Annotated in this window: 13 protein-coding genes; 11 read left to right on the top strand and 2 right to left on the bottom strand. The window is 43.2% G+C overall.

The annotated features are described in order from the left end of the window. Nucleotides 1-5 precede the first annotated feature (5 nt). Both AAFH98_RS14755 and AAFH98_RS14750 read left to right on the top strand, forming a co-directional pair. Entirely contained in the window at nucleotides 6-827 is an 822-nt protein-coding gene (locus AAFH98_RS14755; RefSeq protein WP_342523624.1) for a phosphatidate cytidylyltransferase, read from the top strand. Then, complete coding sequence (locus AAFH98_RS14750; protein ID WP_342523622.1) at nucleotides 814-1,842, top strand: dipeptide epimerase; 1,029 nt, start codon at nucleotides 814-816, stop codon at nucleotides 1,840-1,842. The genes AAFH98_RS14755 and AAFH98_RS14750 overlap by 14 nt, the downstream gene beginning before the upstream one ends. Here the strand turns inward: AAFH98_RS14750 and AAFH98_RS14745 are convergent. Beyond that, nucleotides 1,839-2,288 (bottom strand): MauE/DoxX family redox-associated membrane protein, encoded by a 450-nt coding sequence (locus tag AAFH98_RS14745; protein WP_342523621.1) that lies wholly within the window; start codon nucleotides 2,286-2,288, stop codon nucleotides 1,839-1,841. The genes AAFH98_RS14750 and AAFH98_RS14745 overlap by 4 nt on opposite strands. 77 nt (nucleotides 2,289-2,365) lie before the next feature. Here AAFH98_RS14745 and AAFH98_RS14740 point away from each other — a divergent pair, with 77 nt between their 5' ends. After that, a complete protein-coding gene (locus AAFH98_RS14740; RefSeq protein WP_342523619.1) occupies nucleotides 2,366-3,262 on the top strand; it encodes a TIGR01777 family oxidoreductase in 897 nt (298 codons plus the stop codon). Nucleotides 3,263-3,272: 10 nt separating this feature from the next. Here the strand turns inward: AAFH98_RS14740 and AAFH98_RS14735 are convergent, their stop codons facing one another. Further along, entirely contained in the window at nucleotides 3,273-5,936 is a 2,664-nt protein-coding gene (locus AAFH98_RS14735; protein ID WP_342523617.1) for a hypothetical protein, read from the bottom strand. Between the two features lie 108 nt (nucleotides 5,937-6,044). Here AAFH98_RS14735 and AAFH98_RS14730 point away from each other — a divergent pair, with 108 nt between their 5' ends. From AAFH98_RS14730 to dnaK, 8 genes are all read left to right on the top strand, one after another. Continuing rightward, a complete protein-coding gene (locus tag AAFH98_RS14730; RefSeq protein ID WP_342523615.1) occupies nucleotides 6,045-8,177 on the top strand; it encodes a BatA domain-containing protein in 2,133 nt (710 codons plus the stop codon). Nucleotides 8,178-8,181: 4 nt separating this feature from the next. Next, nucleotides 8,182-8,769 (top strand): hypothetical protein, encoded by a 588-nt coding sequence (locus AAFH98_RS14725; RefSeq protein ID WP_342523614.1) that lies wholly within the window; start codon nucleotides 8,182-8,184, stop codon nucleotides 8,767-8,769. Nucleotides 8,770-8,793: 24 nt separating this feature from the next. Further along, nucleotides 8,794-10,083 (top strand): GTPase HflX, encoded by a 1,290-nt coding sequence (gene hflX, locus AAFH98_RS14720; protein WP_342523612.1) that lies wholly within the window; start codon nucleotides 8,794-8,796, stop codon nucleotides 10,081-10,083. 24 nt (nucleotides 10,084-10,107) lie between these two features. Beyond that, nucleotides 10,108-10,776 carry a CBS domain-containing protein gene (locus AAFH98_RS14715; RefSeq protein ID WP_342523611.1) on the top strand — a complete coding sequence of 223 codons (669 nt, stop codon included), beginning with the start codon at nucleotides 10,108-10,110 and terminating at the stop codon, nucleotides 10,774-10,776. A 99-nt stretch (nucleotides 10,777-10,875) separates the two neighbouring features. After that, nucleotides 10,876-13,866, top strand: coding sequence for a tetratricopeptide repeat protein (locus AAFH98_RS14710; RefSeq protein ID WP_342523610.1), 2,991 nt, complete (start codon nucleotides 10,876-10,878; stop codon nucleotides 13,864-13,866). Nucleotides 13,867-13,869: 3 nt separating this feature from the next. Next, nucleotides 13,870-15,156: a 3-phosphoshikimate 1-carboxyvinyltransferase gene (gene aroA / locus AAFH98_RS14705; protein WP_342523608.1), complete on the top strand. Its 1,287-nt coding sequence runs from the start codon at nucleotides 13,870-13,872 to the stop codon at nucleotides 15,154-15,156. 138 nt (nucleotides 15,157-15,294) lie between these two features. Beyond that, on the top strand, nucleotides 15,295-15,720 hold the full coding sequence (locus tag AAFH98_RS14700) for an Hsp20/alpha crystallin family protein (protein WP_342523606.1): 426 nt from the start codon (nucleotides 15,295-15,297) through the stop codon (nucleotides 15,718-15,720). 149 nt (nucleotides 15,721-15,869) lie between these two features. Further along, nucleotides 15,870-17,846 carry a molecular chaperone DnaK gene (gene dnaK, locus AAFH98_RS14695; protein ID WP_342523604.1) on the top strand — a complete coding sequence of 659 codons (1,977 nt, stop codon included), beginning with the start codon at nucleotides 15,870-15,872 and terminating at the stop codon, nucleotides 17,844-17,846. Nucleotides 17,847-17,857: the final 11 nt, after the last annotated feature.

The following is a 17,857-nucleotide window of genomic DNA, read 5'->3' as shown; positions in this document are numbered from 1 at the left end:
GATCAGTGACCGAACTTACGAAACGTATTCTTTTTGCGGTACCTGCAGCCATATTCTTCATTTTTGTTACCTGGCTTGGCGGATTTTATTTCGTTGGACTCATAACATTCATTGCCCTTTTTATTCAGCGTGAAATAGCCATATTAGCTGGTGGGGCTGGTTTTGAACCGGATAGCTATTTCCCGTATACCATAGGACTCTGGATTTTATTAACTCCTTTCCTGTCTCATAATTTAGCGATCGGGATGGGGATATTTCTGCTTTTTGTAGCTTTCCAAATTTTTAAAACCGGAGACACGGCTATAAAAAACTTAGTGGGGACATTTTTTAGTGGGATTTATGCTCCACTCGGATTATTAGCTATTATCTTCATCAGAAATATGGGCGATGCTAATATGGGGTTTGCCTTGACTATAGCTGCTGTATTGATGGTATGGGGCAATGATGTATTTGCTTATTTCGGGGGAAAATATTTAGGCAAAAATAAAATGGCTCCTACGATCAGTCCCAACAAAACCTGGGAGGGATTTGCCTTTGGCATCGTGGGGGCTTTGGTAGGACTGGCTATTGCCTATTATTCGGCACCTGCTTCTATTCCGATATCTCTGCTAACATTGGCACCGGCTGCCTTGCTCGTCAGCATTTTTGGTCCCATCGGAGATTTAACAGCCAGCCGAATAAAACGAGCGGCAAATGTAAAAGATGCCTCCGATATTTTACCGGGACATGGTGGCTTTTTTGATCGATTCGATGCCCTGATTTTAGCAAGTCCAGCATTTTATCTCTATTTATATACGCTTAAAATATTAGGATATGTCTCATTTTGAACTTGATTATGAACTTTTAAACCTAACACCAGCACATCCATTTACCATTGCTCGCGGCACGAAAGAAACTGTACCCAATGTCCTTGTAAAACTTACGGCCAATGGAATTACGGGATTTGGAGAGGCCGGTCCCAATAAGCGATATAATGAAACGGCTGAAACCGTTACCTCATTTCTGGATAACCTTTCGGATTCCATTTTTGATGATGTGGATACTGCCCGGGAACTATCAGAGCAATTAAACGAGGTTGATCCGACGGTACAATCTGCCAAGACCGCGGTGGAGATGGCTTGGTTAGATTGGTGGGGCAAAAGCCAGAAACAACCACTGTGGAAGTTATGGGATACGCCTTCTCGGGAAACTCCTCCCACTTCATTTACTATTGGGTTGGATGAAATTGATGTTATTCAACAAAAGGTACTGGAAGCCGAAGAATATCCCATTCTGAAAATTAAGCTCGGTACCGACCGTGACAAAGAAATTATTAACGGTATCCGTGAGGTTTCGGACCAAATAATTCGGGTAGATGCGAATGAGGGCTGGACGAATTTAGAAACAGCAAAAGAGCAGATTCGTTTTCTGGCGGGTCAAAATGTGGAATTTATTGAACAACCGATGCCTTCGGCGATGCATGATAAAATGGTCGAACTAAAAAAATGGTCGCCGCTTCCCCTTATTGCCGATGAAAGTTTTAAGGGAGATGAAAATATGGATGAGATAGAGAAGGCTTTTGACGGGATAAATATTAAGCTGATGAAAATGGGCAGTTTGGTAAAAGCGCGCAGCGTTATAGAAAAGGCACGTAACCGAAACCTGCAAGTGATGATCGGTTGTATGATAGAAAGTTCATTGGGCATTGCTGCAGGATCTCTGCTTGGCACTTGGGCAGATTACGTTGACCTTGATGGGAATCTGTTATTGGCTGAAGATCCTTTTGAAGGTCTTACGCTGACTGAAAATAAAGAAGTCCGCTTGTCTGATAAGGCAGGGCTGGGAGTAATTCCCAAAAGCTAATCGCTAGATGGTTCTTGCCTAAATGTTAAGACAAAAGCAGTTATAGTAAGCAGTATCAGAATGACATTTCTGATCAGCGTAAACTCCAATCCCGATGCAAAGCCGAACGCGCCAAAACAGCCACAATTTTCGATGGTCATGCCCTGCAGGTAAAAATACCCCAGTACTGATGAGAATATTGCAAGCAAGGCAAAAGTTCCTGTTAGGGCCCATCGAAGTAGCTTGTTGCCAATCAGCAAGCCGGCAAGAATAAGTTCAAAAATAGATGTAGCAGTTACAATAAAATCCGCATATTCAATAAGCCAATAGAATTCTGTGGCCAATAACTCGACAAGATAGCGAGCTTCGGAGGCACTTATTAACTTTCCAATCCCGGAGATCAGAAATAGAATCCCAAGAATATATCTGATTACAATTAGGGCCGTATTAGCGTACGAGTTGTTCATTGCTTAGCTTATGTTTAATGGAATGCTAACAGGCTTTTAAATGTAAAAGGTTTGAGTAAATAAAAAAGTAACTTTCTATGAATGTATTAATAACAGGTGGCACGGGTTTTATTGGATCGTATTTGCGCAGGATGCTACTTCAAGAGGGGCATTTTTTAACTATTGTAAGTCGAGATCCTGCCGATTATGAAGATGAAACGGCAAAAAACCAGCAGTTTGTTTCTTGGGATGATGATTTGACGCCTGCCATGGAAAAAGCTGACGCAGTGATTAATTTAGCTGGTGCCTCCATTTTTGGTCAGCGATGGACCGACGAGGTGAAGCAAAAGATTTACTCAAGCCGGATCGATTGTACCAAACAGTTGGTAAAAGCAATTGGCCAAACGGACCATCCGCCTTCGGTTATGGTTTCAGCCTCGGGAGCAGATTACTATAAACCTGCCGGGAATCGGGTTTTGGATGAGTCGGCCCCAGCTGGTGATAGCTTTTTGTCGAAAGTGTGTGTGGATTGGGAAGCTGCGGCACAGCCTGTGACAGATTATGGCGTTCGATTGGTGCATCCCCGGATTGGTGTTGTACTCGAAAAAGATGGCGGAGCTTTGCAGCAGATGTTGTTACCGTTTAAGCTTGGAGTAGGCGGTCCAATAGGAAGTGGAGAGCAATACTTTCCCTGGATTCATATGCTGGATTTATGCCGTGGCCTATTATTTCCGCTGAAGAAAGAGGCCTTGGAAGGCGCTTATAATTTAAATGCTCCCAATCCAGTTACGATGGATGAGTTTGCCAGCGAATTGGCTTCGCAGCTGCATCGTCCCTCACTTTTTAAAGTGCCCGAATTTGTACTGAATATAGTATTGGGAGAAGCAGCAAATCCTGTCATTACCAGCAAGAGGATACAACCCCAAAAATTACAACAGCACGGCTTCGAATTTAAATTTCCTTTTCTGCGCCAAGCGCTGGGAGAAATATTATAACCAGGAACTCTTATTCTGAGTCAGAACTACTTTCTTCATCAGAATTTCCAAAGATTGTCCACGTGCGTAATCCTTCTCGTGTTTGGGCAACAAGCTCATTATAACCATCGCCATCAATATCAGCAATTATGGGATGTTGCATACCACTGGTAGGCACGCTGTATAGTCGTTCACCAGTTTGGACATTCCAGACATAGAGCCGACCAAAATTAGCCAGAGCGATAATATTATCCTGCCCATCCCGGTCGATATCAGAAATAAATGGTGAGAAATCTGTTGCTGCTGGTTGCCCCATATTTTGCGTAAAACGAAGCTGACCTTCAGTATTAATTAAAAAGGCAGATCCATTGGAGCTCATTGTTAAGATCATGGTTTCGTTAAACGTCTGGTTGTTATCTTTAACACGGAGGTTTTGTACCGAAGGTGAGCCTACCAAGGCGCTGTTGGAAGCGTAAACAGCTTCGATATCTGAAGACTCCGTACTGGTATCAAACACATTTAAGGAATCTGCAAACAGTGAGTTCGGTCCGATGGAGTACAGGTAACCATCCGCAGCATTACCCAGTATGTTTTCCTCGTAAAGTATAGGAGAACCATTGAGTGAAGCATTAATAAATTTCGGATATCCATCTAACTCATCACCATTAGCAAGCCAACTATGCAGTGCATTTTCAGCGAAAGCAAAAACCGTTGTTGCTCCCTGATAATTTTCTATAGTAGGAGTAGTTGTGATTTCAGCATTGGTGGTGACGGGCCACCCATTGATATTATTACCACGTCCACCCAAGAGGTGTAACTTTCGATCAGCAGTGGCAATTAAGGCATTTGGTAACCCATCGCGGTCAATATCTTCAACGACCAAGGGAGATGTTACTGGTTCTTCAAATTCAAAAGGGAACTGTGGAAGTAGTTCGCCATTATCATCCCATCCATAAATTTTATTACCTGCTCCCAGAAGAATTACATTTTGGTTGGTATTGTACCAATCGTATATAACTGGAGAGCCTACAGGAGTATCGCCACCGGTACTGGCTTCTAATATTACTGTACCATCGGCAGCAAGGGCATAAACATTACCGGATTTGGTGGCAAAGACCAGCTCTTCACGATCACTTCCCCCCATATCAGCTAATACGGGAGCGCTTGTCAGGTTAGATCCAGTAGGAAATAGCCATTTTTCTCGATAAGGGGCCGATCGATCTTGTGTTTGGTAGGCTTTCATACTGAAACCAATATTATTGTCAGCTTCCACCGTTGTAGTAAATGTGAACAAATCAAAATTAGAAGTGAGCGCATTAAAATAATTATTGGGCGAGAGGAAAGGTTCAATAAAAGAGTTAAAGTCTTTATTGGCGATAAAGAACCCACTCACTTCATTAGCCAAGTTTTCTTTAATATCCCGAAACGTTTGTTCATAAAATAAGGTGCGGCGTCTGCTTCGGTCGGATGATACCGCTTCGACAAGTCCTTTTCGCTTGGAGATTGCAACCACGTCGCCAATGATATCTAAATAAAAATTTTGAAAGGTACAGAACGAGCTGCCGATAAGCTGGGCAATGGCTCTGCTTTGGATTAAATATGTGCCGTCAGTACGGCTAATGTGTCCATCACGTACGAGCGAATTTAGTGCTCTGCGAAGGGCAGGTATATCCCCAACTTTTCGCAAGAACAAATGTTCGCCTGTTGAGAGAAAACCTGACTGGGCATACATTACCAGAGAAAATTCTGGATTCAGCGTATTGGCAATATCTGTATAAGGAATTCGATCTTCAATGAGAACAGAATCTAAAGCCGTGGTATCGGGCAGGGAACTTGGAATTACTTTTCGGGGGGTAAGCCGAAAGAATCCGGTTGCTGCTGCATTGGAGGAAACGTATCGGTCCAAACTAATAGGAGCATTCGTTGATGATACCGCAGCTACCAGGTCTGAAGGGACCTGATCATTAAGCGGTATTGTACCCGAAAGCTCAACTTCCTGTCCTTGGTCTTTATTTTTTCGTGAGACCGAAAGTAGGGTAGGATCAGTGCCTTGTAAGGCATTCTTGATTAGGGGACGATAGGTTACCATCGAAAGCTGTTGGGCCCACCGGTCAAGCGAAGGAGTGTTCATGATAATATTTCCCGGTTGAGGAGAAATGTTGGATAGGTTAGCCCGAGGTTGGTTACCGGTATAGGCCCGGATAGCATCTTCAAGTCCAAGACTCGATTCGGAAATCAAAAGATCATCATGAAGCTGCGCCGCATAAAGTTGACGATCATCCAAGTGTAAAATGTGGATAGTTACATCCTTAAAATCATACTTATTTTGTTCAAATCTTTGATAAAAGTTGTTTGTCATCCGATTTAAGAGTCCATCCGAAGCCTCAGCCATCCAAACGATAGCAAGTTGGTTATGCACATCGGGATATAACGTAATAGCATTCAGGGGGATGGAGGATTGAGCTGTAGAATCGATTCGCGACAATACCTGTACGGCTGATGATGTGATATCATCAAGCAGAGGTGTTTGATTGGCGTTGAGTACCGAATTAAGGGTTGCTCCGTCATCAGGAATAACAACAAAAGGTGCTTTTTCCGGAACGGCATCTGACCAAGGCCGATCAGGAATATTAGAGCATGCTGTGATTAAAAACAGGGAAAGGAAATAATAACCTAAAACTCGTATCGTGTTCATAAAATTGAACTAATTAATCTGTAATATTATTAAAATATCGCTGTTTATTTAATAGCTTATGGCACGGGGTCTGAACATTAGCCTGTAAAAGTAATAATTTTGCTGTAAATGAACTTTCTTAATCCGTTATTTTTATTTGGGTTGTTGGCTGTTGCAATACCAATTATCATTCACTTGGTAAATTTACGACGACCACAAAAGGTAGCTTTTTCGACACTTTCCTTTTTTAATGAGCTGCGTAAAAGTACCATTCGTCGAATACGAATCAAACAATATTTGCTGCTTGCCCTGCGAACGCTTGCTATCTTTTTTTTAGCACTTGCCTTGGCCCGCCCTTTTTTGCCTCCAACGATTACAGGATCAGAAAGTTCCACAGAATCCCGATCAGTAGCGATCCTGATCGACAACAGTGCAAGCATGAGCCGTGTGGGCCCCGACGGACCTCTTATTGAGCAGGCTAAGAATGTAGTAACCCAAATTATTGAAAATAGTACCAGTAATGATCAGTTTTTACTTCAAACAACAAATACTGCTGAGATAACGGAGGCCGGATTTATGAATCGTGGAAGGGTTCGTAATCAACTCGAAGATATAACGGCTGTAAACCGCGGACATTATACAGCTGAACAATTTCGACAGCTGTACGATCAACTTTTGGATGCACCGGAAAAGCAGTCGGTACTTTATATTATTTCTGACGGACAGCAGAGTCAACTTTCGGAGTTAGCAGAGATCAATATCCAGGAAGAGTCATCCGAATCAAAGTCAGTGTCGGTACAGTTAATAACACTGGAAGAGGCTGAACAGCGAAACGTGGCGGTTACCTCATTATCACTGGAAAGCCAACTATTAGGGCCGGGTTCTCCGCTAACGTTATCTGTAGAATTACAAAATACGGGAAAGGCACCGGTGGTCAATCAATATGTATCATTGCAGGTGGAAGAAGAGCTATCAGGGCAGTATGAGACATCGCTGGACCCCGGCGAAACCAAAACGTTTTCCTTTGAGATCATCCCTGATGAGGTAGGATATATATCGGGGCGAATTTTACTGGAAGGGGATGAAGTGGAGTTTGATAACAGTAGACACTTTGTTGTTCATATCCCACAACAGCGTTCTATATTATTGGTGAATAATGGTGAAGAGACCACTACTTTTAAGTCATATATTACTCCGGCATTAGAAGCTGCACGAGAATCAAATGCCCGAATTAGGTTTGATGAAGCCACGGTTGATGAAGTAGAGCAGGCAAAGTGGGTCGACTATGATGGTGTTATCTTAAACGGTTTGAACAACATCCCGTCGTACTGGCAGCAAGAATTGCGTCAATATGTACAAGATGGTGGGGGGATTTTGTTTTTTCCCTCAGAAAAGGGAGATGTCGAAAATTATAACCAGTTTTTTAGCTTATTAAATGCCGGACGTTTTGACAATGTAATTGGGGAGTACGGCTCGTTCGAAACGGTTACCAAGATGGCTCCTTTGGAAGAAGGGCATCCTGTGTTAGATGATATTTTCAGGAAGCGAGAGGATGAGGAAATTCGAATCGAGTTACCTTCGCTGTTTTATTATTATCACGAGCAGGTTGCATCCACAGCTGATGCACTCCCTGTGCTTAAAGCAGTAAATGGTGATGCTTTATTGACGGAATACCGTTTTGGAGATGGTATTTTTCTAAAGTCTGCAGTAGGTACTGATCCCGGCTGGTCGAACCTTCCAATAAACCCATTGTTTGCGCCATTGTATTACCGGGCTGTACTCTATACCTCATCTCCCGAACGGGGAGGTCTGCAGCAACATCAACTTGGTGAACCTTTTGAATGGAACAGTATGCTGAAAAGCACAGATGTGACGCTCACGATTAACGGCACCGAATACAAACCAAACGTACAAAGACAATCACAGGGGGTGAATATAGCATACGAAGGACGAGAATGGGAGCCCGGAATACTACGTGTTAGATCGCCGGAAGAAGAAATTGATATTGCCGTAAATCAACATATAATGGAATCGGATTTCGAAACGTTAGACAACGAGCAATGGAATGATATGATGGATGACCAACTGGTGATTTCCGATATGTTGACTGCAGAAAATATTTCCAACGAACAACTACAAGAACAACTTCGAACAGCCGTTTTTGGTAAAGAAATATGGAATTGGTTTGTTTGGATCGCATTGCTTTTTTTAATTACAGAAACCTTGGTTAGTCGCCTATATAAAGCAGAGTCTATCTCTTAATGATATGATTAATCTTGATGCTGATATCGTTTTTTTGTTTGTGCTGAGTGTTTTCACGCTGGGTGCTGCCATTTTGGCTACAGTATCTGTAATTAATGTTGTACGGTTGCGTAATGTGCGGCTCAGTTGGAAAACCGGCAAATTAGGCGGATACCCGCTTTTTTCAACGTTATTTATGATAACAGTATTTGCTGCCGGAGCCCTGGCGTTTTATCAGGGGGCGATGAATGCAATGATTTTGGCAGGATTATATTGCTGGCTTGGTTTTTGTTGGTTTACTACCAGTTATTTTGCTGCAAAGCGATTTATTACTGATAACGGAATTGTCAAAAATGTTAATGAACCATCCCAGACAGTTGCTTGGCATCAGATTTGTGATTTTGTAGAAACAGAGTCTGACACACATGCTAAATATATTTTTATATATGATACCGGTAAATACAGTAAAGTCGATGATTTGTTGAGGTTAGAGCTACAGGTTCCTAATCACAAAAAGGAATATTTCCAGAAGTTAATATCACATAAACTCGGTCGGCGAATTCGTTGTTATGTAAAGGATGACATAAATATCCAGCAGTTTAAACAGTTATAATATCAACTTTTAGATTTTACTCATTTGTTCGAAGAGATACGAAATTCAGACATTGTTCAGGAACGGGCCATCTTGGTAGGTGTGTATGGTCCTGAAACTCCCCGCGTGCAAGCTGAGGAGTATTTAGATGAGCTTGAACTACTTACCTATACGGCTGGTGGCGTTACGGTCGACAAGGTATTGCAAAATCGGATGCACCCTGATCCTTCCTCCTATGTGGGTTCGGGAAAGTTGCGCCAGCTAAAGTCTATGAAGGGCGAAAAAAATATCGATACCTTTATTTTTGATGATGATCTGTCCCCCACACAGATACGGAATATTGAAAAGGAGACCAAGGCCAAGGTGTTAGATCGCAGTGGCTTAATCTTGGATATTTTTGCTTCGCGTGCTCAAACGGCCGCAGCAAAAACGCAGGTTGAGCTGGCTCAGTTGCAATATCTCTTGCCCCGATTGACCCGCTTTTGGACACACTTATCCCGCCAGCAAGGGGGTATTGGAACGCGTGGACCTGGTGAATCTCAAATTGAGATGGACCGTCGTATGATTGATAAACGCATTGCCACGTTAAAAGATAAGTTGGATAAGATTGATCAGCAGCGACAGACACAACGTAAGGGACGGTCAGACAAAGTGCGTATTTCGTTGGTTGGATATACCAATGCTGGTAAATCAACGTTGATGAATGCCTTAACGAATACTAAAGTATTGGCAGAAAACCGACTTTTTGCTACCCTCGATTCGACGGTGCGGCAGTACGAAATCGGGAACCACGAAGCGCTATTGTCAGATACTGTTGGTTTTATACGGAAACTGCCTCATGATCTTATAGCCAGCTTTAAATCGACGCTGGATGAGGTTCGTGAGTGCGACATTTTATTACATGTCGTCGATGCTTCATCGCGGGTGGTCCAAGATTATATTGATGTGGTCGATGATACGCTTGAGGATATGGACGTTAGTGATAAAAAGAATCTCTTGGTGTTTAATAAGATGGATGCCATTGATGCTCCTCGTATTACTGAACTTAAAAGGGCCTACCCCGATGCAGTATTTATTTCTGCCGAACGGGGAATTGGACTCGATAAGTTAGAAGGTAGAATTAAGGAACTTATTGAAGAGGATTTCGTAACAGAAACTATGATGATACCGGCCGCGAAATATGAAGGCGTTGCTTTTTTACATCGCGAGGCGAATATTTTGGAAAAGAAATATGTAGGTTCGGATATAAAGGTTACGTTTAGAATAGACAAGGCAGACCTGATGAGGCTTAATACAATACTTGACAATATTGATACTGCCGAATCGGTTATGTAATAAAATGTATTATATTATCTACTGATGCTTGCAAATAAATCCATAACGAAAACTGAGTTCCAGCCCTTGAAAGGTAGTCATACCGTTGGAGAGGCCAGAAATCGTATGCGCGATGAGCAAGTAAACGCGCTGCCTGTGGTAGACCCAACGACAAAAAAATTAGTGGGACAAATTCGGAGTGAGCAACTTTCGGAAGTTGAGGATGATCAGAAGGTCTCTGAGCTCCAAGTGGATCAACTTATTAAACTTTTTGAAGGGCAACATGTTTTTGAAGGGGCTCGGTTGATGTTGCAGTATGAGCTTAACCTACTACCGTTAGTCAATGAAGAGTCAACATTTTTAGGTGTGATTACCAAACAGAAAATTTTGGAATCCATTTCCCACATGTTGAACCTGGAACAAACAGGGTCAGTATTGACTATTGAAATTGAACCCATTGATTTTTCGTTATCCGAAGTAGTACAAGTGATTGAAACGGAAGGAGCAAAAATATTGGGGATTACGGTAGAACGGCCTGATCGTAATCATCAGGCATTTGAGGTATCAGTGAAGCTTAATTTAAAGGATATTTCGCGTGTGACAGCCGCTTTAAAAAGATATGGATATAGCGTGCTGGCTGAGTCGGAAAATACGGTTTTTGAAAATGATTTAGAGTATCGGGCCGACGAACTGTTAAAATACATAGACATGTAAATCTATGTATAATCTTCGGATTCCCCTCTCATTGTTGCGGAACAAAAACGCAACTCTTGATATATTCAGTAATAACTGAAACACGAACTTTATTCATTAATGATTAACGTGCGCCGAATTCTAAGCCTATTTTTAGTCGGTTTTTTATTGGGATTTCTGCAATTACAAGCTCAAGAAGTACAGCAACCTGTTTCGCAGGACTATAATGAGGGGAGGGAGCTTTTTGATAACGGCTTTTATGAAGAGGCCGCTGCTGAGTTTGAAAAGTTTTTAGCTTCGCACAATGAGCATCAATTAGCTACCTCAGCGAATTACTATTTGGTCCGTGCGAAAGCCAAAATGGATTCGCTAAACCAGACGGTGTTTTTCGAAGAATTTATAGATGAATATCCCTACTCTGATTTTTCTTCAAAACTGTTATTTGATCTTGGTAATACTGCTGACAGTGTAGGCAACTATAAACATGCAGAGAATTATTACAACCGGGCATTAAAGCTGGGGTTAAATGATAAGAACTCCGCTCGAGCATATTACTGGCTTGGAGAAGCGGCTGCCGCTGATAGCAATTTTGTGAATGCCCGAAGCTATTTTATGACGCTTGCCGAGGATCACCCCCGATCTGAGTGGGCCCCCAAAGCTCTTTATGCACGAGGACGGTTATACCTGAGTGAAAATAAATATGATTCTGCAACAGTAGCATTTGAGATCTTGAAAGATCGGTATCCTAATAATGAGATGAGCCGCCGAGTGGGTACGGCATTAGGAGAATCATATTATCAGCAGGGAAAGTATAAAAAGGCTATTGAAGCACTTGAAAACGCGATGCCGCATCTTGATGGGGAACTACGCTCAAAAGGGGTATACCTTATTGCCGAAAGTCATAATTATTTGGGCAATTATGATGAGGCTTCCAAATACTACCTCCAATATATCAATCAGAATAAGGGCAGCGACAAGGTACGGGTAGCTCACTATGGATTGGGTTGGTTGTATCACAAACAAGAAATTTATCACTGGGCCGCTCGTGAATTTGGTAAAGCTGCCGAAGGAAATGATGAGACAGCCCGAAAGGCCCTGTATTACAAAGCGGTAAATGAAAAACTTGGTTCGCGATATCCCGAGGCCCTCGGTACGTTTCGTACTTTTGGGGACCGTTTTCAAGAGGGACTTTGGGTTGAACAGGCCTATTACGAATGGGCAGTAACAGCTTACGAGGTAGGACGGCATACTGAAGCAATTAATGCTCTTTTACCGCTGGTGCGAAGTGATGAAGAGCTCGATTGGAAAGGAAAGGTTTATACGTTGTTAGGGGAGGCTTATTTTGCCAATAAAGAATATACTCGGGCATTGCAGGCTTTTGAAGCCGCAGAGAAGGTAACGAATGTGGATCCCCAAATTAAACGGCAAGCAAAATTTCAAAAAGCGTGGGTGCAGTACAGCAATCAAGCGTATGGAGTAGCTCAACCTACTTTTAAATCGATATACAGCGAAGCCCCCGATTCAAAACTGGGTCAGGAAGCACTGTTTTGGAGTGCCGATGCGCTTTATAAAATGGAGGATTACGGTCCTGCTGCACAACAGTTTGCAGAGTTCGTATCACGCTACCCGGATCATGAAATGATAGGTCCGGCCAACTATGCATTGGGATGGAGCTATTTCAAAAATGGAGAATATGAGCGTGCCATCGACCCGTTTATAACATTTTATGAGGATTATGAAGCCCCGGATGTGGCTTTATATCCCTATGATACCGATACTCAGCTTCGCATTGGAGATGCCTACTACGCGATAAGCGATTATGACAATGCTGTTTCATATTATCAGGAAGCAATTGGTGCCGAGCCTGGCGGTGATTATGCGATGTTTCAGATGGCGAATAGTTATTATCGCGATGATGAAACTTATGATGCAGTAACGACCTTTCGCCGTTTTTTACGGATTTATCCTTATAGTAAATTTCGTGAGCAGGCCCAATATAACATTGCTTATATTTATCTGAATACCGGGAACTTTACGCAGGCCATCGAAGAGTTTAAAGAAGTAATTAATAAATATCCCAATACGGAATGGGCAGCTCGGGCACAGTACAATATTGGGGATGCGTACTATAATGCGGGTGATTACGAAGAAGCGATCGCGGCCTATAAAGGCGTGATGCAAGAATATCCACAGAGTGAATACATTATTGAGGCCGTAAATGGCATTCAGTATTCCCAGATGTCGTTGGGACAAGCCGATTCGAGTTCAGCTATTTTGGAGGATTTTATCGCCGATCATCCGCAAACCTCAATGGCCGATCGATTACGGTTCCGTCAGGCCGATAACCGGATGCAATCAGGAAACTACCAAGCGGCGATCGATGAATTTCAGCAATATATCCGCATTACGAATAACCAAGAGTTATTACCTGATGCGTACTTTAATTTGGCCAATGCTTACGAGCAAACCGACAAAATTGCCAAAGCTGTTGAGGAGTACGAGCGGATCGTGGATGAATTTCCGAGCTCAGAACGAGTTGGACCATCATTGGCCTCATTAGGACGAATTGCTTATTCCCGTGTGAATTATCAAGAATCGTTTAATTATTTTGAACGTCTTGCAGAAGAGGGGGGCAAATATCGGCAGGAAGCCTACATTGGTATGGGCAATGCCCAGTTGGCAATGAATAACTTAGCCGAGGCTGAAAAGTGGTATCAGTCTGCATTAGAAAATGATTCGGCATATGCTCCCGCTCAAGTTGGCCTTGCTAAAGTTGCTATTGAAGAAGAGCGGTATGAGGGGGCGGAAGAGTTTTTAAATCCCATTGCAGAATCAAATACCACAGAAATAGGAGCGGAAGCACAGTATTATTTAGGGATTATTTATCAGCAGCAGGGAAGTTTTGAGCAGGCTGTGAAAGCGTATTCCAATGTAAATATTTTGTATGAAGCATTTAGCGATTGGGTGGCAAAAGCCCTTCTTAGACGAGCAGAAAGCTATATTCAAATGGGGCAGCGAGGAGAGGCGCGTTCTACACTCAATACGTTAATTGAAAACCATCCCGATACCCCACAGGCAAAAGAAGCAAAACAACTTTTGGATAACCAGTAGTTTATGGATCAGCAAGTACGTCCGGCGCAATCACTTTTAGGAACCCTGCACCTACCAGCAGATAAGTCTATTTCCCACCGTTCCATCATGTTTGCATCATTACATGATGGAACCTCAACGATTACAAATTTTTCAGATGCCGCTGATCCTCACAGCACAATTGACTGTATGCGTGGTCTGGGGGTTTCCATTCAGGAGGATGGAGACCAAATAGTGGTGGAAGGTGTTGGCCGAAGCGGGTTCGTTAAACCTGATGAATCACTGGACTGCGGCAACTCTGGAACTACCATGCGCCTGCTGAGTGGTATTGTTGGCGGGGCCGGGGTATCGGCAACGTTAATTGGAGATGAGTCGCTTTCAGCCCGAACGATGAAGCGTATTATCGACCCGCTTGCGGAAATGGGAGTGACTATTGATGCTCGTAATGATGATTATGCTCCATTACACATCTCTCGGTCTAATGCGTTAAAGCCGCTGCATTTTCCGCTGCCTATTCCCAGTGCACAGTTAAAATCGTGTGTACTGTTGGCTGGTTTATTTGGGGATGAGGAGACCGAAGTTATTGAAACGTTACCCAGTCGGGATCATACGGAGCGTTTGTTAGGTTTGCCGATTGAAAAAAACGGAAATCAGAAAATTATTACGAGCTCTAAACAGGATACGATTCCAGAACAGTCGTATCGTATCCCCAATGATTTTTCAGCGGCAGCATTCTGGTTGGTGGCTGGGGCAATTCATCCCGATGCAGAAATTGTGTTGCCCAATGTGGGTATGAATTCCACCCGAACGGGCGCGCTGGATATCCTGCAAAAAATGGGTGCTGATATTACTATCGAAAATAGGCACAAAGAAGGGGCCGAGCCGGTAGCGAATGTAACCGTTTGCAGTTCTGACCTTCAACCGGTTGAGATAACCGAAGAAATCGTCCCCAACTGTATTGATGAACTCCCCATTTTGACGATTGCGATGTTGTTTGCTGATGGCATATCCCGGATTTCAGGGGCTGAAGAGCTGCGTCATAAAGAAACCGATCGGTTGGCCGCTATGGCAGAAATATTGGAAAAAGCTGGGGCTGACTTTACTGAATATGAGGATGGTTTCGAAATTAAGGGAGATCCCGATTTTATGCCTGAGGCAGCAACGTATAACAGTTATCACGATCACCGTATCGCAATGTCTGCTGCTGTACTTAGTTTAATGGCAAGTAAATCGTCCCAAATACAGGGTGCCGAATGTACTGCCATTTCTTATCCTTCCTTTTGGGATGATGTCGCACTTCTGACGAATTGATCTTCCATTCCGCAAATCTGACAATTCATTTTTATTCATGACGTAATAATGCCAATACGTCATAAAAGTATCCCCCCGAAACAGGTTGGCATTGTGATTGCTCATATAAAAGTGAATTTGAAATAATTGGGTAAATCCATGAATGATTTTACGATTGACATCGAACAACAGCTAAACAAGCTGGGTAAAGATATCCAAGAGTTTGTTGAGCGGATTGTACCGCTCGAAGATCGCGGACATGATTTTGCCCCGGCTTGCGATATTGTGGAAAGTGATGAAACCTATATTATAAAACTGGATTTACCTGGTTTGTCGAAAAAGGAAATTAATATTGCTCTTAAAGAGCATGTGTTAACAGTGAAGGGCGAACGGGCCGAGGAATTGAATGATTCTGAAGTTTATCGCCGACAGGAGCGTTCAACGGGTGTGTTTTCACGTTCGTTTGCGCTGCCACAAAATGTGAATACTGCTGAAATAGATGCGGTATTCCGCAATGGTGTTTTATCAATTACAATGCCAAAGTCGGAAGTTCTCAATGACGGAGAATCTATTCCGATCAAATAAACAGTTTAAACAATAGTGTCATGCTGAACTTGTTTCAGCCACTGAGCACATAACGTAATGAGATCCCGAAACAAGTTCGGGATGACATGAAGTTCAAGAATTTGAGCAAAAAGAATTAACAATAAAACAAAAAATCATAAACTACTATTATGGGAAAGATTATTGGAATTGACTTAGGTACGACCAACTCCTGCGTTGCTGTAATGGAGGGAAGTGAGCCTACTGTGATTCAAAACTCAGAAGGCGGACGCACAACCCCATCGGTTGTGGCTTTCTCCAAAGACGGTGAACGTCTTGTTGGCGCACCTGCCAAACGACAGGCAATTACGAATCCGGAGAAAACGATTTCTTCAATTAAACGTTTTATGGGGCGCTTCTTTGATGAGGTAAAAGAAGAATCTAAGCAGGCCTCTTACAAAATCGTTAAAGGCGATGATGATACTGCGCGCGTTCAGATTGAAGATCGTAAGTATGCTCCGCAGGAAATTTCTGCTATGGTGCTTCAAAAGATGAAGCAAACTGCAGAAGAGTATCTCGGTGAAAAAGTTACGGAAGCCGTAATTACGGTTCCTGCTTATTTTAATGATGCGCAGCGTAAGGCTACGCAGGAAGCAGGTGAAATTGCCGGTCTTGATGTAAAACGAATTATTAATGAGCCTACTGCTGCTTCGCTGGCTTACGGTCTTGACAAGAAAGATCAAGATCAAACGATTGCCGTTTATGACTTAGGTGGTGGTACGTTTGATATTTCCATCCTTGAGCTTGGCGACGGGGTGTTTGAAGTGAAATCTACCAGCGGTGATACACACCTTGGTGGGGACGACTTCGACTCTCGTCTGATCGATCATTTGGCCAAAGAGTTTAAGAAAGATGAAGGTATTGATCTGCGCGAAGACCCAATGGCAATGCAGCGCCTAAAAGATGCTGCTGAGAAAGCAAAAATTGAGCTTTCCAGCTCACAAAAAACGAATGTGAACTTACCGTTTGTTACCGCTACGGATTCAGGACCTAAGCACCTGAATATAGATATTACTCGATCAGAGTTTGAAAAAATGATCGACGACTTGGTTCAGAAGACAATGGATCCTTGCAAGAAGGCGTTAGGCGATGCCGACTTGAGTAAGAGTGATATTGATCAGGTTATATTGGTCGGTGGTTCTACCCGAATTCCAAAGATTCAGGAAGTTGTTAAAGATTTCTTTGGCAAAGATCCAAGCAAGGGCGTAAACCCTGATGAGGTTGTTGCCGTGGGTGCTGCTATCCAAGGTGGTGTAATGTCTGGTGATGTAGATGACGTTGTACTACTTGATGTTACACCATTGTCGCTTGGTATTGAAACGCTCGGCGGTGTATCTACGCAGCTTATCGAAGCAAACACGACCATCCCAACCAGCAAGACGGAAACATTCTCTACTGCTGCTGACAATCAAACCAGCGTAGAAATTCACGTGCTGCAGGGTGAGCGTGCCAAAGCGCAGGATAACCGAACGCTTGGACGATTCCACTTAGACGGAATTCCACCGGCACCACGTGGCGTTCCCCAAATTGAGGTTAAGTTCGATATTGATGCTGACGGTGTGCTCAATGTAAGTGCCAAAGATAAAGGTACTGGCAAAGAACAGAGCATTCGCATTGAATCTTCTTCCGGATTATCCGAAGAAGAGATCGAGAAAATGAAGGAAGCGGCCGAAGAGCATGCTGAAGAGGATGAACGCATCCGCGAGCGTGCCGAGAAACTCAACAAGGCCGACAGTCTTGTGTTCTCTACACGAAAGCAACTTGATGAGCATGAAGATAAAATCTCTGATGAAAATAAAGAGAAGATCGAAGCTGCACTTGAGAAAGTGAAAGAGCTCCACGATCAAGAAAAAGTGGATGAACTCGACGATGCCATGGAAGAATTGAATAATGCATGGTCAGAAGCTTCACAAGAGATTTATCAGTCAGCTGCTCAAGGACAAGGTCAGCCAGGTGCAGGCGCTGGACCCGGTGCCGCAGCAGGTGCTGCTGCCGGAGCAGGTGCTCCAAACGGAGCCCAGGGAGCTGAAGCTGATCAAGGCGGCGGTGATGAAGACGATGCCGTTGATGCTGATTTTGAAGTTGTCGATGAAGACGACAAAGAATAACAGCAGACCTT

This window comes from Fodinibius sp. Rm-B-1B1-1, from assembly GCF_038594945.1.
In the GTDB taxonomy this organism is placed as follows: Bacteria; Bacteroidota; Rhodothermia; order Balneolales; family Balneolaceae; genus Fodinibius; species Fodinibius alkaliphilus.
The sequence above is the reverse complement of the archived record's forward strand: the minus strand, read 5'-3'. Positions and strand labels throughout refer to the sequence as shown.

Coding starts and splice junctions, on each gene's coding strand:
- AAFH98_RS14750 (WP_342523622.1), top strand. CDS start 814: ATGTCTCATTTTGAACTTGATTATGAACTTTTAAACCTAACACCAGCA.
- AAFH98_RS14745 (WP_342523621.1), bottom strand. CDS start 2,288: ATGAACAACTCGTACGCTAATACGGCCCTAATTGTAATCAGATATATT.
- AAFH98_RS14740 (WP_342523619.1), top strand. CDS start 2,366: ATGAATGTATTAATAACAGGTGGCACGGGTTTTATTGGATCGTATTTG.
- AAFH98_RS14735 (WP_342523617.1), bottom strand. CDS start 5,936: ATGAACACGATACGAGTTTTAGGTTATTATTTCCTTTCCCTGTTTTTA.
- AAFH98_RS14730 (WP_342523615.1), top strand. CDS start 6,045: ATGAACTTTCTTAATCCGTTATTTTTATTTGGGTTGTTGGCTGTTGCA.
- AAFH98_RS14725 (WP_342523614.1), top strand. CDS start 8,182: ATGATTAATCTTGATGCTGATATCGTTTTTTTGTTTGTGCTGAGTGTT.
- AAFH98_RS14715 (WP_342523611.1), top strand. CDS start 10,108: ATGCTTGCAAATAAATCCATAACGAAAACTGAGTTCCAGCCCTTGAAA.
- AAFH98_RS14710 (WP_342523610.1), top strand. CDS start 10,876: ATGATTAACGTGCGCCGAATTCTAAGCCTATTTTTAGTCGGTTTTTTA.
- aroA (WP_342523608.1), top strand. CDS start 13,870: ATGGATCAGCAAGTACGTCCGGCGCAATCACTTTTAGGAACCCTGCAC.
- AAFH98_RS14700 (WP_342523606.1), top strand. CDS start 15,295: ATGAATGATTTTACGATTGACATCGAACAACAGCTAAACAAGCTGGGT.
- dnaK (WP_342523604.1), top strand. CDS start 15,870: ATGGGAAAGATTATTGGAATTGACTTAGGTACGACCAACTCCTGCGTT.